General features: G+C 38.4%; 12 protein-coding genes. 8 read left to right on the top strand and 4 right to left on the bottom strand.

What is annotated here, in order from left to right; translation table 11 throughout:
- Window positions 1–9: 9 nt before the first annotated feature.
- The 3 genes from AC3WV0_RS05175 to AC3WV0_RS05165 are packed head-to-tail and all read left to right on the top strand — an operon-like array spanning window position 10 to window position 4,871.
- A complete protein-coding gene (locus tag AC3WV0_RS05175) occupies window positions 10–366 on the top strand; it encodes a response regulator transcription factor (protein WP_090001070.1) in 357 nt (118 codons plus the stop codon).
- A gap of 6 nt (window positions 367–372) precedes the next feature.
- On the top strand, window positions 373–1,440 hold the full coding sequence (locus tag AC3WV0_RS05170) for a HEAT repeat domain-containing protein (RefSeq protein WP_488844558.1): 1,068 nt from the start codon (window positions 373–375) through the stop codon (window positions 1,438–1,440).
- The gene (locus AC3WV0_RS05165) at window positions 1,434–4,871 is read left to right on the top strand and encodes a sulfatase-like hydrolase/transferase (RefSeq protein ID WP_488844556.1); all 3,438 of its coding nucleotides are present in this window, start codon (window positions 1,434–1,436) and stop codon (window positions 4,869–4,871) included. Before AC3WV0_RS05170 ends, AC3WV0_RS05165 begins: the two co-directional genes overlap by 7 nt.
- A 5-nt stretch (window positions 4,872–4,876) precedes the next feature.
- Here the strand turns inward: AC3WV0_RS05165 and AC3WV0_RS05160 are convergent, their stop codons facing one another.
- Window positions 4,877–6,109, bottom strand: coding sequence for a YaiO family outer membrane beta-barrel protein (locus AC3WV0_RS05160; protein WP_488844554.1), 1,233 nt, complete (start codon window positions 6,107–6,109; stop codon window positions 4,877–4,879).
- A gap of 268 nt (window positions 6,110–6,377) precedes the next feature.
- On the opposite strand from AC3WV0_RS05160, the gene AC3WV0_RS05155 reads away from it, so the two are divergent.
- Window positions 6,378–7,814 (top strand): SDR family oxidoreductase, encoded by a 1,437-nt coding sequence (locus tag AC3WV0_RS05155; protein ID WP_488844552.1) that lies wholly within the window; start codon window positions 6,378–6,380, stop codon window positions 7,812–7,814.
- 128 nt (window positions 7,815–7,942) lie between these two features.
- Here AC3WV0_RS05155 and AC3WV0_RS05150 read toward each other — a convergent pair whose 3' ends face one another.
- Window positions 7,943–8,764: an alpha/beta fold hydrolase gene (locus tag AC3WV0_RS05150; RefSeq protein ID WP_488844550.1), complete on the bottom strand. Its 822-nt coding sequence runs from the start codon at window positions 8,762–8,764 to the stop codon at window positions 7,943–7,945.
- A 133-nt stretch (window positions 8,765–8,897) separates the two neighbouring features.
- On the bottom strand, window positions 8,898–9,110 hold the full coding sequence (locus AC3WV0_RS05145; protein ID WP_488844706.1) for a DsbA family protein: 213 nt from the start codon (window positions 9,108–9,110) through the stop codon (window positions 8,898–8,900).
- A 380-nt stretch (window positions 9,111–9,490) separates the two neighbouring features.
- On the opposite strand from AC3WV0_RS05145, the gene AC3WV0_RS05140 reads away from it, so the two are divergent.
- The 3 genes from AC3WV0_RS05140 to AC3WV0_RS05130 all read left to right on the top strand — a co-directional run bounded on the left by AC3WV0_RS05140 (window position 9,491) and on the right by AC3WV0_RS05130 (window position 11,856).
- Window positions 9,491–9,667, top strand: a complete 177-nt coding sequence (locus tag AC3WV0_RS05140; RefSeq protein ID WP_042720556.1) for a histone H1 — start codon at window positions 9,491–9,493, stop codon at window positions 9,665–9,667.
- A gap of 178 nt (window positions 9,668–9,845) precedes the next feature.
- The gene (locus AC3WV0_RS05135; protein WP_488844548.1) at window positions 9,846–10,991 is read left to right on the top strand and encodes a hypothetical protein; all 1,146 of its coding nucleotides are present in this window, start codon (window positions 9,846–9,848) and stop codon (window positions 10,989–10,991) included.
- Between the two features lie 25 nt (window positions 10,992–11,016).
- Window positions 11,017–11,856, top strand: a complete 840-nt coding sequence (locus AC3WV0_RS05130; RefSeq protein WP_488844546.1) for a GLPGLI family protein — start codon at window positions 11,017–11,019, stop codon at window positions 11,854–11,856.
- 62 nt (window positions 11,857–11,918) lie between these two features.
- Here the strand turns inward: AC3WV0_RS05130 and AC3WV0_RS05125 are convergent, their stop codons facing one another.
- Window positions 11,919–14,042, bottom strand: coding sequence for a Tex family protein (locus tag AC3WV0_RS05125; protein ID WP_488844544.1), 2,124 nt, complete (start codon window positions 14,040–14,042; stop codon window positions 11,919–11,921).
- 243 nt (window positions 14,043–14,285) lie between these two features.
- On the opposite strand from AC3WV0_RS05125, the gene AC3WV0_RS05120 reads away from it, so the two are divergent.
- Window positions 14,286–14,963 carry a YceI family protein gene (locus AC3WV0_RS05120; RefSeq protein ID WP_488844542.1) on the top strand — a complete coding sequence of 226 codons (678 nt, stop codon included), beginning with the start codon at window positions 14,286–14,288 and terminating at the stop codon, window positions 14,961–14,963.
- Window positions 14,964–15,149: the final 186 nt, after the last annotated feature.

The raw sequence follows: 15,149 nt of genomic DNA, 5'->3' as shown, positions 1-15,149 counted from the left end.
ATCACAACTATGTTAATTTTGATCGCCGAAGATGATGAACTGATTCTCAAAACAATAGAACATAAACTGTTGAAGGAAGGACATGAAGTGATACTTACCCGAAACGGTAAAGAAGCCATCGAAACGTTAAAAGAAAAAGATGTAGATCTTGCCATTACAGATATTATGATGCCTTTTGCTTCCGGAATAGAAATTCTTTCAGCGATACAGGCTATGGGAAAAAATGTACCTGTGATTATGCTTTCAAGCATGGGGCAGGAAGAGGTGGTGCTTAATGCTTTTGATCTTGGAGCATCAGATTTTATTGTTAAACCGTTTAGCCCCAGCGAATTGATGTTAAGGGTAAGAAGATTTTTGTCAAAATAAGATAGAATGCTAGTTACATCAGTACATTTTCTTTTTGTTATTTTTATTATCATGTTGTCTTTGGTGGTTGTATTGGCAATCATTGTGCTCATTTACAACATCATCGAATACAACCAATCGGCCCGTTTTGCAGTCTGGTCGGAAATCATCAATAAAAAAATATCTGATGTTATTGTATACGGTGAGGATGAATTGCCTGATGATATTCATTTTAATGCACTTGCCGGCAAACCGTCCTTCCGAAACTTATTTCTGCAGAAACTTGTGGATTCTGAAAAAAAGTTTTCGGGAGCGGCAAAAAATAAAATAAGAGATTTATTTAAAGAATATGATCTCCAGAAAGAGGCCATCAAAAAACTCAATCAGAAAAAAACACATCTTATTGCCAGAGGAATACACGAGCTTACCGTAATGAACGCCGAGGAATCGGTTCCGCAGATTGCCTATTTTTTGTCGCATCCTTCCGTTCAGGTCTATCAGGAAGCCCAATACGCAATGGTAAGATTCAAAGGATTTGAAGGATTGGATTTTTTAGATAATTTTTCGTCCAAAATTTCCGAATGGCAGCAGCTCAGGCTTCTGCTTTCCATTTCATCCTTACCCTCGGATTCTGAAGCTACTATCGGAAAATGGCTGGAAAGTTCCAATGATACAGTAGTTATTTTTACGCTTAAATTGATAAAAAAGTTTCAGTTACTATCTTTTTATTCCAGCGTGCTCGAATTGCTAAATACCGCATCGGTTGAGGTCAGGGTAAAAGCTGTACAGACATTGATGTCGCTCGAAAATCCTCAGATGATCGAATATCTGTCGGGGATTTATTATGATCAGCCGGATGAGGTTCGTATCGAGATTCTGCGGGTAATAAAAATATCAAAAGATCAGTGCTGTACAGATATGCTTAAACAGCAGCTTTCAGACAATGATGCAGTATCAGGAATCAAGGTTAATGCGGCCCAGGCCCTTTTCGCATTAGGACACGGCGAATATTTATCAGAGCTTGCCACGAATGAAGATGCATCTGAAGAATTAGTTCAAATTATTAAATACGCATTGCAGGAAAAAGTATGTTAGAGTTTTCACACGTTATATATGAAGTTGTCATTTGGCTGTATTTGTTATATGGTGCGGCTGTTGCAATTATTTACAGTTGGGTAGGAATTTACGCCTTTGGTGCTGTTTTACGCTATAAAAAAGAAAATGTTTTTACGGATTACAGCATTATTGCATCCAATCCCAATGCACCGGTTTTCAGTCTTTTGGCTCCTGCATACAACGAAGGAATGACCATTGTTGAAAATGTAAGATCCTTACTTTCTCTTTATTATCATAACCTTGAAATCATCATTATCAACGACGGAAGCAAGGATGATTCTATGCAAAAGCTCATCGAAGCATATGATCTGGAATGTGTATCTTATTTTGTGCAGGGAAAGATAGAAACCAATGCCATCAGAGGAATTTATAAAAGTAAAAATCAGGCTTTCAGAAAACTCATCGTTGTAGATAAGGAAAACGGAGGAAAGGCAGATGCGCTGAATGTAGGAATCAACGTTTCTTCCGGAGAATACCTTGTGTGTATTGACGTAGACTGTATTCTTGAGCAGGATGCGATTCTTAAACTCGCCAAACCTTTTCTTGAGCAGACCGATAAGAAAATTATTGCTTGCGGAGGTGTGATCCGTCTTGCCAACAACTGCGTTATTGAGGATGGAAAGGTGGTGAGCGTAAATATGCCTAAAACATTATTGGGAAGAACGCAGGCATTGGAATATATCAGGGCCTTTGTACTTGGGAGAATGGCCTGGTCACGGGCTTCAGGGCTTATTCTGATCTCGGGGGCCTTCGGAGTCTTCGACCGGAAAATTGTTCTGGAATGTGGCGGTTACGACAGAAATACCGTAGGAGAAGATATGGAGCTGGTTGTGCGGATGAGAAAATTTATGGAGGAACGCAACGAGCCTTACGAAGTCATTACCATTCCTGATCCGCTTTGCTGGACTGAAGTTCCGGAAACGAAAGATATCCTGAAAAAGCAAAGAAACCGCTGGATGCGCGGAACCATAGAAACACTCTGGAAACACCGCAAGATGATGTTCAACCCAAAATACAGGAAGCTTGGTATGGTAAGTCTTCCGTATTGGTTCTTCTTCGAATTTCTGGGACCGTTGGTAGAATTTTCCGGATATATCATTTTCTTTATATTCCTCATTTTAGGAATTATCAACTGGCCTTTCTTTTTCGTGTTGTTTGCACTTGTTCTCTCCACAGGGTTCCTCTATTCTGTATATGGAATATTGGTCGATATGGTCAGCCGACAGGTATACAGTAAGAAAAAAGACTTCTTTGCTTTAATAGGTACTGCTTTTTCGGAGCCGTTCTATTTCCACCCGATCGTGGTGAGAGCCGGTGTCAATGGATTTATTGATTATTTCAAGAAATCACATGGCTGGGGAGAGATGACGAGACAAGGCTTTAGCCAGAATACAAAAAATTTACCTTTAAAAGAAAGAATCTGGGCTATTCTTAAACATGGACTTAAAAAGTGGGGAGCGCTGGCTGCAACTTTCAGCATTCTTTTTCTTGTCGGAGTCACTGCAGAATGGCTGTGGTATAAAAATGCGTTCACAAAAGTAGATACATCAGCGGTGGTCGGTTCGCTGTTTACAGGTAATATTCTGTTTGTATTTGAGCTCATCTTCGGGTTCGGAATTCTGTATCTTATCATTAATTTTATCAAGGAAAGCTGGGCGAGAAGTTTAGCTGTACTTGTATTTGGGCTCATTGTCGTTTTACAGTATATTTTATTCCTTTATTTTTCAGAAACAGGAAATCTGCTGGGCGCCGACCTTATCTATTACAGCAAGGCAGAAATGAAGCAGATTCTCCAGGCAAGTGGTATGCTTAATTTTAAAAATTATGCGTTACTGGCAATTTTGCTGGCCGTGTCGTTTATCCCATTATGGATGTCGGGAAGAAGGTCTGGGTTCACATCTATTTATCCTGGAGTGGCATTTTTATCTTTAGGATTGCTTGCTTTATTTATTCCGTCTGATGTTTTACATTCAAAAACATTAGATAATTCGAACGAATTTAGCCAGAATGCAGCAAAAAGCAAATGGGCCTACTTCTTTAAAGCCAATCAAGATAATTTTATCAGCGATCATCCCGAACTTGCAGAACTCATCAATGGTGACGAAGATACTGCCCTAAGCGGAAATATGCTGAATGAAGCATTTCCTTTCTGGAGAAAAGAAGACACTCAGGATTTTCTGGGTCAGTATTTAAATAAATCTGAAGAAGTTCCGAATCTGGTTTTTGTTGTGCTGGAAGGTTTTGGTCATGCCTACACTTCTCCAAAGGGATATATTGGTAATTTTACACCTTTCCTTGATTCTCTTTCACGCCAAAGTTTGTATTGGGAGAATGGCTTAAGCACGGCAGGACGAACTTTTGCAGCTTTACCATCACTTACAGGATCTCTGCCATTTGGTAAAAACGGATTCCTGGAAATAGAAAAGACACCTGATCATTTTAATCTTTTTAATATTCTTAAGTCAAACGGTTTTGAAACAGGATTTTATTATGGAGGTAATTTATCCTTTGACCGTTACAGAGAGTATCTTGAGTACAGCAAAGTCAATAATATTGTAGATCTGGCATCCTATGGCAGTCCTTATCGCAGGCTTCCTGCGAGCAGTACCGGTGAAAGTTGGGGATATGAAGACCAGGCGGTTTTCAGTAAAGTGCTTGCTTCGCAGAAAGTTCAGGCCAGACCCTATTTCAATATGATTCTTACGCTTTCTACCCACAATCCATTTTTGATTAATAACAAAGATTATTATGAAAAAATGTATAATGAAAAGATGAAATCAAATCTTTTGACCCAGGATCAGAAAAAATGGGCAGGAGAGTATAAAGATCAGCTTATTTCAGTTCTCAATGCAGATGATGCCCTGAAGAAGTTCTTCGAAAACTACCGTAAAAGACCGGATTTTGCAAAAACCATCTTCTTTGTTACCGGAGATCACAGTATGCCGGAAATTCTTATTCAGGCTAAAATAGACCGTTTCCACGTACCAATGATGATTTATTCACCATTGCTGAAAGCGCCAAAAAGATTCCAGAAAACGGTGAGTCATTTTGATGTGGCTCCATCCATTTTAGCATATTATCGCAAAAATTACAGTCTGCGGACACCTTCTACAGTGACCTGGATCGGAAAAGGATTTACACAGGATGCGGACATTCATAAGGGGAATTATCCTATTATGCAGAGTAAAACTCTTCTCAACGATTTTGTCTCAGAAAAGTACTATACCCACGACGGAAAGCTTTTCATTCTCAACAATCTTGAAGAAGATAGCTATGACAATCCTGATATCGCGAAAAAAGTAAACGGACGCTTTGATCAGTTTAAAAGAATGAATTCTAAATTTTATCAGACCCAGAAAATAATGCCGGATTCTGTATACAGCAATTTCATGAAAAAAGCAGCAAAGTAAATGAATTAAAACTTTCTGGTGTATCCTAAAGTAATATCAAACTGATTGCCTTTTTCATTAGGACGGTATTCCTGATTGTAATACATGGTTCCCACTGAGAAAAGATTTTTCTTAACTGAGAAATTGTATTCGCCGCCTACTTTAAAGGTTTTTAGTTTAAAGGTTTCGTTTTCCAGAAGATTGTTGCGGGATTCTTCAGGGCTGATACCCGTACCAATCTGAAAGGCAATATAGTCCTGCGCACTTTTCGTATAATAACGTATGGTTCCTGTATACGAGTGGGAAATATTTTTATTATCCGGGGTAATATACGTTCTGATATTAAACCAGAAATTCTTGTAATATTTACCGACAGAAGCCGTGTACATCCAGATATTATTGCTGAAATACAGCTGTCGGTAACCGATTTCCGCCTCGAAGCTGTGCGGAAGATTGGCATTTAATGAAACTCCTGTACGGTATTTAGGAAAAATGCCGACATCATTGGAATAGGCCGCTCCTACATACAGATAAAACATATCCGATAATCTTGGATAAGCTTCCAGCTCAAACTGTGCGCCGTTTTCGGCAAACTTGTTGGCATAGTTCGCTCTCAGAATTACCGATCCTATAGGCGTTACTCTTTTATAGCCCACACTTACAATATGCCAGTCATCTGCAAATTGTTTATCAAAATGTGAATAATTATAAGTAATACTAATGGCATTCTTAGCTGCAAGATCATTGATTTTCACAGCCAGGCTGATGGCCTCCGTATTTTTTGGATTAATGGCCAACAGGCTTTTGATCACCTTTTCAGATTCTGTGTAATTTTTATCAGAGTAATAAGCTCTCGCCTTCAATAGCCATAACGCTTCAGATTGAGGGTGATAAGACAATCCTTTATCTGCGATTTCAACAGCCTTGGCATTATCATCATTCCAGTATTCCAACGAAGCGTAGGCAATAAAATAATCTTCATCCTGAACATCCCTTTTCCCGAGTTCTTCAAAAACCGCTCTTGCAGACTCAGTATCTTTACTCCAGGTATATACTCTTCCTAAAAAAACGGAAATATCTGTATAATTGGGCGCTTTCTGTAAAGCTTGTTTTGCCAGTTCAATCGATTTTGTGTAATCCTTTTCGTCAAATGCTGCTGTTCTGGCTTTTACAAATAATTCATCAGCAGACATATCTTGCTGACTGTAAGCTTGAAATGGGAGCAATAGAAGTAGTAAAAATCCAAAATGTTTTTTCATGAAATGATGTTTAGGCCTTTTTTATTAATGAATTATCTTAAGGCAAATATATTGAACTTTTTGTATCTATAAAGAGTTATGGGTACCTAAAATATAGTTTTTCTGCTAAAAATAGTAAATAGGTTTTTGTAATAATTGAATCATATCATTTGAAAGTGAATTTTTTATTTAACCATTAATTTAGCCCGGATTAGAAATATTTGGCCATTTTCTGAAAAGGGTATGATTTTCGGAGATTGAAAAAATAGAATTCATCGAATCCATTTTTATGAAAAAAATATTGCTCACCGGAGCCACCGGATATATTGGTAAAAGAATGATAAGTGTAATCGCTGCACAGGGCTACAAAGTAATCTGCTGTTGCCGGGATGCAACCCGCTTCTCCAGGAATGTGGATATTGATGAATCTTTGATAGAGGTGGTAGAAGTAGATTTTTTAAAGCCCGAAACATTACAGAATATTCCGAAAGATATTTCCGGCGCCTATTACCTGATGCATTCCATGAGTAACTCAGATGATTATGAAGATTCTGAGAAGAAATGTGCAGAAAATTTTACAGATTTTATTGAAACAACGGATTGTCAGCATATCGTATATTTGTCAGGTCTCGTTAATGAAAAAGAACTTTCAAAGCATCTCGGTTCACGTTTTCAGGTAGAGAAAATTTTAATTGAATCTAAAGTGCCTGTTACTGTGCTCCGTGCAGGAATCATCATAGGCTCGGGAAGTGCCTCTTTTGAAATTATCCGTGATCTTGTCGAAAAGCTGCCGGTCATGGTAGCTCCCAGATGGCTGGATACCAAATGTCAGCCGATTGGGATTGCTAATGTTCTTGATTTCCTGATCTTTGTTCTCTTTAAAGAAGAAAGCTATCATCAAAGTTTTGACATAGGATGCGATGATGTGCTCACCTACAAAGAAATGCTTTTGGAATTTGCCAGGATAAGAAACCTGAAAAGAAAAATTTTCACATTACCTGTAATGACTCCGAAGCTTTCTTCCTACTGGCTGTATTTTATTACCTCAACGTCGTATAATCTGGCTACAGCACTGGTAGGAAGTATGAAGATCGAAGTGATCTGCAGACCCGAAAGTCTTGCTGAAATAAAACGAATTACCGGAGTACAGCCTTTTTCTTACGAAACTGCTTTAAAAAGAACGTTAGCAAAGATTCAGGCCAATGAAATTGTTTCCAGCTGGAAAGACAGCTTTATCAGCAGCCGCAGAGATACCAGCCTTAAAGACTTTATGGAAGTGCCTCACTATGGATGTTTTACGGATCTGAGGAGTGCACCTTACGATGATCGGGAAAAGTGTATTGAAAGAATTTTCAGCATCGGCGGAAAAAATGGCTGGTACGGGCAGAGCCTATGGAAAGTACGCGGTTTTATGGATCTTTTGGTGGGTGGACCAGGCTTAAGACGCGGCCGAACTCATCCTGACCGCATTCACGATGGCGACGCGCTGGACTTCTGGAGAGTGCTCTATGCCAACCGTGAAGAAGGAAAATTAATTCTTTTTGCCGAAATGAAATTGCCCGGAGAAGCATGGCTGATGTTTAAAATATACAGAGGAAAGCTTTGGCAGAAAGCCGTTTTTCGTCCGCACGGAATTTCCGGAAGGTTATATTGGTACTCGGTGCTGCCTTTTCATGGAATTATTTTTAAAGGAATGCTGAAAAGACTTACAGGCCATTCGAAATAAGAGAAATTTTACCAAATTAAAATAATGGTATCATAATATTACGGCATTTTGTACTTTAATTAAGTCAAACAAAAAGAGTGAATCATCAGAAACACTCTTTTAGAAAATAGATTTAAATATAATTTGAATTAGTCTTGAATAAACTCAAGGATGTCTTTATTTATCGTTTCATGTTCCGTAGTCGGCATGCCGTGAGGAAAACCAGGATAGGTAATCAGCTTGCCGTTTTTTAATAGTTTAGCAGATTTAATCGCAGAGTTTTCAATAGGCACAATCTGATCATCTTCACCATGAAGTACCAATACCGGAATATCTACTGCTTTGAGATCTTCTGTTAAATCTGTTTCAGAGAAAGCTTTGATCCCGTCATAATGCGCTACGATACCGCCCATTAATCCCTGTCTCCACCAGTTTCTTTGGACTCCGTCTTTTATATTTGCACCTTCTCTGTTATATCCGTAGAAAGGGAACGTAAGGTCATAATAAAACTGGTTTCTGTTGTTCATCGTTTGTTCTCTGATATTGTCGAAAACTTCCATAGGCACACCATCAGGATTGGTTTCGCTTTTTACCATTACCGGAGGAATTGCACTGATCAGTACTGCTTTCTTTGCTCTTCCGTTGGAATATTTGTTTACGTAACGGATCACCTCTCCACCACCTGTTGAATGACCAATATGAATCACGTCTTTTAAATCTAAAAACTCAACCAATTCGGCAGCATCAGAAGCATATTGTTCGATGGTGTGGTTATAAATATTCTGACTTGATCTTCCATGACCTCTTCTGTCATGTGTCACCACTCTGTAACCTCTTTTTAAGAAGAAAATCACCTGCGCATCCCAATCGTCTGATGATAAAGGCCATCCGTGGTGAAACATCAATACCGGTCCTTCTCCCTGGTCTTTGTAAAAAATTTCTGTTCCGTCTTTTAATGTAAGTGTACTCATTTTGTTTAATTTTTAATGTTGTTAATATTGTGATTTAAAAAATTGTTTTGTTTAATTCTTTAGCAAATGTACTAAGGCTACATCTGATAAAAATTAATCTAGTTTAATTTCGTTCGTAAAGCTGAAAAAATATTTAAATAGCGTTCTCTCTTACCAGTTCAGGCAGATCCATTGCACCACCATTGAATTTTTTTCCGTTGACGAAAAATGATGGAGTGCCGTTTACCCCGCTTATCACCCCGCTTTCAAAATCCGAATCTACTTTTTCAGCAAGTTTGCTGCTTTGCAGATCTTCTTTAAACTGTGGCATATTCAGGCTCAGCTTTTCTGCGATTTCCGTAAGCAGATTGTAAACTGCTATAACTTCATCGGGCTGAAGCCCGTTTAAATTTTACATAATTTCATTTGGCTTTAGCCTAAATCAATTAGTTTCGGCTGAAACGTATCATAAAATATTATGCTGTCATTGGTATAGCCATTTCCTGATGGCTCTTGTGTAAACCGGCATGACGATAAATACCATCAAAAACACGATAATTCCAGGTGAACGGGCAAAATGAATCGTTGAGTGACGGATAAAAAACATTAAAATTGAAATTTTACTTTAAAAAATAAATGGAAAGCAAACCGAAAGGATGAATTTTAATGAATTAATATAAATTTTTTCGTCTCTATTAGGCTGGAATTGCCATAAAACATATATTTGCAGCCTAAATTTTAAAAATAATGAAAGAATTAATTGAAAAAATCAACGCGGAATTTGAAGCTTTTGCAACAGAAGCAAACCAACAGGCAGAAAAAGGAAACAAAGCAGCGGGAACAAGAGCTCGTAAATCAGCTTTAGAACTTAGCAAACTTTTCAAAGAATTCAGAAAAGTTTCTGTTGAAGAATCTAAAAAATAATCATGAAGCCGGCTCAGTGAGCCGGCTTTGTTTTTTACACCAACTGTTAAATTTTTCTTAGGATCTGACGGTGATATCACAAAAAAGTATTTTAAAAGGTTAAATACTATTAAAATAATTCTAAGTCTGTTGAATTGTATGCGGTTTCCTTTTATATTTGCCGCAATTAATACCATGTATGAAACAGATTCTTATTCTTTCCTTATTTTTTTCGATTTTAACGTATTCACAGAAAATACAGATTCTTGACGCCGAAACTCAAAAGCCCGTTAGTGGAGCGAGAATTATCCTTGCAGATCAGCTGGTGTATACCAATGAAGACGGCTATGCACCGTTAGACGCAGCAGCGAAAGGTTTTGATGTATCAGCGGCAGGATACAAGACCTTTAAGGCCAATTCTTACCAGAATATCATTTCCTTACAGCCTGCTGTTATTGATATTCAAGAAGTGAAAATAGTGGATGTGGATCTTAAGAAACTATTTGAAGATATTCAAAAAAACTACCATAAAAGATACTACGACCAACCGTCACTATATGATGTTACGTATAAGGCTAAAAGCTTCAGTAATGACAAACTCTACTTTCTGGTCATTGCCGATGCCAAGCTATGGAGCAAGAGCAATGCATATAATTTCAGGGACGGCTTCCGCAAAAAATATGATGATATTCTACAGATGCAACTGAATAATGTGAAGTATCTGAAGAGCAACAGCAAAACAGTTTTTAATGCTAAAACCAATGAATTTTCCCATGCCGAAATGGGAGATTATTTTTTCAGCTTTGAGATCTACAGACTTCTGGTGACCATGAATACGAAAAACACAAAGTTTTCCGCACGGCTTCTTTCTGACGATGGCGAGGAGCAACTAATAAGCATTCGGATCAAAACAGAGAGCGGTATCAACATAGAAGGAGAAATGCATTATAACAAGGCAGACAAGGTGATTACATATTTTGAGGCCCTTCACCAGCAGACAGGATTAGCCCCTTACAAAAGAAAAAATACTGAAGGGAAAGAATATGAATTTCAATTTGGTGATGTGCAGCTCATTTACGATTTTTATAAAAAAGACGGAAAATACCTTCCTGCCTTAAAGAAAACAGTGTCGGATAAATTCTTCATCAGGTATGACGGTAAGGAGGAAGAACGAAAATCTACCTCGGAAACCATTTATCATACTTTTTCAGCATCTGATAAAAAAGGGATTGAACCCAGAATTGATTTCACCAAAAGCATCTGGGAAAACATTCCGGTAAAAGAAGATAAAGAATCCGGGATACTGCTCTCACGGGAAGAGCAGGCTTTTCTTAACGAAAATTAATTATCATTTACATAAAATTTCACGAATGAAAATCATCCTTATCTCTATATGGATCGCAGGCTGTCTGGGAATTAAAGCACAGTCTCACCGTTTTATTTACGATGTGCAGTACAGGAAAGATTCTACCCAGAACCTGATGACCAAAGAAAATTACCATCTGGATATTGATCAGAAAGAGGTTAAATATTATCCCCGGGATTTTTACGTCGGTGATTCTCTGATTACCAATAATATTCCATTTGGAAAGGATATGCAATTCAATACTTCAGGTATTATTTCCCATCAGCAGGGCAGCAGTACTTATAATGATTATGATGTTCTGGAAAGTGTTGTTCTTAAGCGTGTCGCAAAGGCTGTCCAAAACTGGAAGCTGACTGGTGAAAAAAAGCAGATAAAAGAACTCTCTGTTCAGAAAGCTGTTACCAGCTGGGGCGGAAGAAACTGGATTGCCTGGTTCAGTCCGGAAATACCTTTTCAGGAAGGACCGCATAAATTTCATGGCCTTCCGGGACTGATCGTGGAGCTTTATGATGATAAAAACGATTATCATTTTGAATTGGTTAAGAACCAGAAACTGTCAAAACCATATGTGAACCAGTTTATTCAGTATATGGAAAGCAGAAGTGTAATGGTTAATGATGAAAAATACAAGGAAGCCAAATTAAAATATTATGCATCCCCGGTAAATTATCTGAGGAATTCTGCAGGGGCTACAAGATCAAATGAAGAATATTATCTGAACGACGGTACTCTTGTCGGCGAAAACAACAGCCGGGAAATAAATGAAAGGTTAAAGGAATCGATCCGGAAGTACAATAATCCTATAGAGATCGATACAGCGATACGCTATCCTTCAGAACTTTAAATAAAGACAGCCGGTAATATTTATTGTTATCGGCTGTCTTTTTTAGTTAAATCTTTAATGGATTACAGAATCATGCTCAGCTGTATCCTTTTTCTGGCCTCATCCACATCCGTAACTTTTACCTGCACGTGCTGGTGAAGCTTTACCACTTCGTTTACATCCGAAACAAAACCGTCTTTCAGCTGGGAAATATGTACGAGTCCGCTTTCTTTAATGCCTAAATCTACAAAACATCCGAAAGCGGTGATATTATTGACGATTCCGGGAAGGATCATGCCGATCTTAAGGTCCGTGATTTTTTTCACATTGGGATCAAATTCAAAAACTTTGGCTGCTTTTCTTGGATCCAATCCCGGTTTTTCAAGCTCTTTTAAAATATCTTTAATTCCTAATATTCCGATATCTTCTGTGATGTATTTTTCAGGGTCGATCTGAGAAATCTTCTCTTTGCTGGCGATGAGCTCAGGAGTCGTTATTTTCAGATCTTTCGCCATTTTTTCCACAATTACGTAGGCTTCGGGGTGCACGGCAGAATTATCCAGCGGATTTTTCGGATTGCTGATTCTCACGAAAGCGGCAGCCTGCTGAAAGGCCTTTTCACCCAACCTTGGAACTTTTTTCAACTGTTTCCTGTCTTCAAAAGCCCCGTTTTCTGAACGGTAATTCACAATATTTTCTGCCATTTTTTCGCCAATACCCGAAACATAGCTTAATAGTGATTTGCTGGCGGTATTCAGGTTGATTCCGACAGAATTTACACATTTCATCACCGTAGAATCCAGCTCATTCTTTAACTGGGTCTGGTCTACATCATGCTGGTATTGTCCGACACCAATGGATTTCGGATCGATCTTAACAAGCTCTGCTAAAGGATCTGATAATCTCCGTCCGATAGAAACCGCTCCACGAACGGTTACGTCATACGTTGGAAATTCTTCTCTCGCAATTTTGCTGGCAGAATACACCGAGGCGCCGGCTTCAGAAACGACAAATACCTGCAGCGGTTTATCAAATGCTATTTTTTTAATGAAAAATTCGGTTTCGCGGCTTGCTGTTCCGTTTCCGATAGAGATGGCCTCAATGTGATAAGCATTTACCATAGAGCGGATTTTCTTCATCGCCATCCCGGATTCATTCTGTGGGGCATGCGGATAGATAGTCTCATTATGCAGAAGATCACCTTTTTCGTCGAGGCAAACGACTTTGCAGCCACTTTTATAGCCGGGATCAATTGCCAGAATTCTTTTCTCTCCGAGAGGAGGTGCTAAAAGCAGCTGGGTAAGGTTTTCAGAAAAGATTTCGATGGCTTTTTTATCTGCTTTTTCTTTGGCTTCCTGCAGGGTTTCATTGGAAATGGCAGGTTCCAATAATCTTTTGTAGCTGTCTTTTATGGCCAGGGAAATCTGTCCGGCTGTTTCGTTATTGGATTTAATAATGGCATTTTCAATAAATTCGATGGCTTCATCTTTGTCAATCCCGATATTGGTCTTGACGAAACCTTCCGCTTCAGCCCTCAGCATGGCCAGTAAACGGTGAGAAGGTGTTCTGTTCAGGCTTTCTTCCCATTCGAAATACTGTGAGAATTTCTGGGCTTCTTCTTCATCCTTTTTCGCTTTTACCACTTTTGAAGTGATCACTGCTTTCCTTTGGAACATTCTCCTGAGATTCTTACGGACATACATATTTTCATTGATCCATTCGGCCATAATATCTCTTGCTCCCTGAAGAGCTTCCTCTTCAGTGTTTACCTGATCGTTGAGGTATTTTGAAGCTAAAAAAGATAGTTCCTGGGCTTTCTGGCTCATGATTATTTTGGCTAAAGGTTCCAGTCCTTTTTCTTTGGCAGCATCCGCTTTTGTTTTTTTTCTTTTTTTAAAAGGCAGATACAAATCTTCAAGCTCCTGCAGATCATAGCTTTCTTCAATTCGTTGCTTTAATTCGGAGGAAAGGGCATTTTGCTCTTCTATTGACTTTAGAATCGTTTCCTTTCTTTTAACAATTTCTTCAAACTGCTTATTGATTTTTGAGATCTGCTCGATCTGTGTCTCGTCGAGATTTCCTGTTGTATCTTTACGGTAACGGGAAATAAAAGGAATGGTGCAGTCTTCGGCAAGAAGCTGAAGGGTAGAGGAGATGCTTTTTTCTGAAATATCTAGAGCCTGATGGATATAGCGTGTGGCGTTCATTGTAAAATTTAAGCGGCTAAAATAATCATTTTTAATCTTGGTAAAGTATTCTGCATTCGGCAACTTTTTTATATTTTAGCTTTTTATCCGGAAAATATTCAATGAAATTAAATTTATTGATGTATGATAAGAGGTCCAATGGGTCAGGTTCTCTATTTTTGGATATCATAAATTAGGAGCTATTAAATATGCTGAAAAACTTCAGCTGTTCATCATAATAAACTTTTAAAACAATTAGATAATATGAAAAAATTGAGTGTCATTGCATTGATAGGAGTAGGACTTCTTGCCGCGTCGTGTAACAAAGAAAAAACTGCTGAAAATGCAGCAACATCTACAGAGCAGAAAGTTGCGGAAAGTAAAGGAGAAGTATTGGCTGTAGATACAGCAACGTCTGTGGTAAACTGGAAAGCTTTCCATAAAGGAGGAATGGCTCCTCGTTGGGGAACTTTAATGGTAAAGTCAGGTGATCTTAGCGTAGAAAACGGAAATGTAGCAGCAGGAAATTTCGTTATTGATATGAACTCTCTTAAAGTAGATCCTGCTTCGGTAACAGAGAAAGATAAAAAACCTGGAGATCTTGAGGCACACCTTAAAACTCCTGATTTCTTCGATACCGCAAAAAATCCGACTTCAGAATTTAAAATCACGAGTGTAACAGATCTTAAACAAGCACCTGCTGATGCTATTGCCGGAGCCAATAAAACGGTGAGTGGTAACCTTATGTTGTCAGGAAAAACAATGAATGTAACATTCCCTGCGAAAGTGGATGTAACGGATACTTCAGCGTCTATCCAGGCTAAATTTACGGTGAACAGAGCTGATTGGGGAATCAAGTTCGGTACTTCCGAAGCCGATCCTGCAGAATGGATGATCAGCAAAGACATCGAAATCGCTGTTGATGTAAAAGCGAAAAAATAATATTGTTAGATATAAAATCATGGAAGCTGCCTTTTTAAGGTGGCTTTTTTTATATGGTAAATTGAAAAGATCTTAAATAAAAGAAGGCGAGTTGCCCCGCCTTAGATGTTTTATCTCATCATTTTAAATTGTTATTATTGAATTCGTGAAACATTTGGAAAATAAAAATGCCCCCTGATTATGGAC

Source organism: Chryseobacterium sp. 27AL, assembly GCF_057815395.1.
Note: the sequence above shows the minus strand (reverse complement) of the source record. Positions and strands in the feature narration are given on the sequence as shown.

Excerpts from the sequence above, each read along its gene's own strand:
- AC3WV0_RS05175 (WP_090001070.1), top strand. The coding sequence starts at position 10 with ATGTTAATTTTGATCGCCGAAGATGATGAACTGATTCTCAAAACAATA.
- AC3WV0_RS05170 (WP_488844558.1), top strand. The coding sequence starts at position 373 with ATGCTAGTTACATCAGTACATTTTCTTTTTGTTATTTTTATTATCATG.
- AC3WV0_RS05165 (WP_488844556.1), top strand. The coding sequence starts at position 1,434 with ATGTTAGAGTTTTCACACGTTATATATGAAGTTGTCATTTGGCTGTAT.
- AC3WV0_RS05160 (WP_488844554.1), bottom strand. The coding sequence starts at position 6,109 with ATGAAAAAACATTTTGGATTTTTACTACTTCTATTGCTCCCATTTCAA.
- AC3WV0_RS05155 (WP_488844552.1), top strand. The coding sequence starts at position 6,378 with ATGAAAAAAATATTGCTCACCGGAGCCACCGGATATATTGGTAAAAGA.
- AC3WV0_RS05150 (WP_488844550.1), bottom strand. The coding sequence starts at position 8,764 with ATGAGTACACTTACATTAAAAGACGGAACAGAAATTTTTTACAAAGAC.
- AC3WV0_RS05140 (WP_042720556.1), top strand. The coding sequence starts at position 9,491 with ATGAAAGAATTAATTGAAAAAATCAACGCGGAATTTGAAGCTTTTGCA.
- AC3WV0_RS05135 (WP_488844548.1), top strand. The coding sequence starts at position 9,846 with ATGAAACAGATTCTTATTCTTTCCTTATTTTTTTCGATTTTAACGTAT.
- AC3WV0_RS05130 (WP_488844546.1), top strand. The coding sequence starts at position 11,017 with ATGAAAATCATCCTTATCTCTATATGGATCGCAGGCTGTCTGGGAATT.
- AC3WV0_RS05125 (WP_488844544.1), bottom strand. The coding sequence starts at position 14,042 with ATGAACGCCACACGCTATATCCATCAGGCTCTAGATATTTCAGAAAAA.
- AC3WV0_RS05120 (WP_488844542.1), top strand. The coding sequence starts at position 14,286 with ATGAAAAAATTGAGTGTCATTGCATTGATAGGAGTAGGACTTCTTGCC.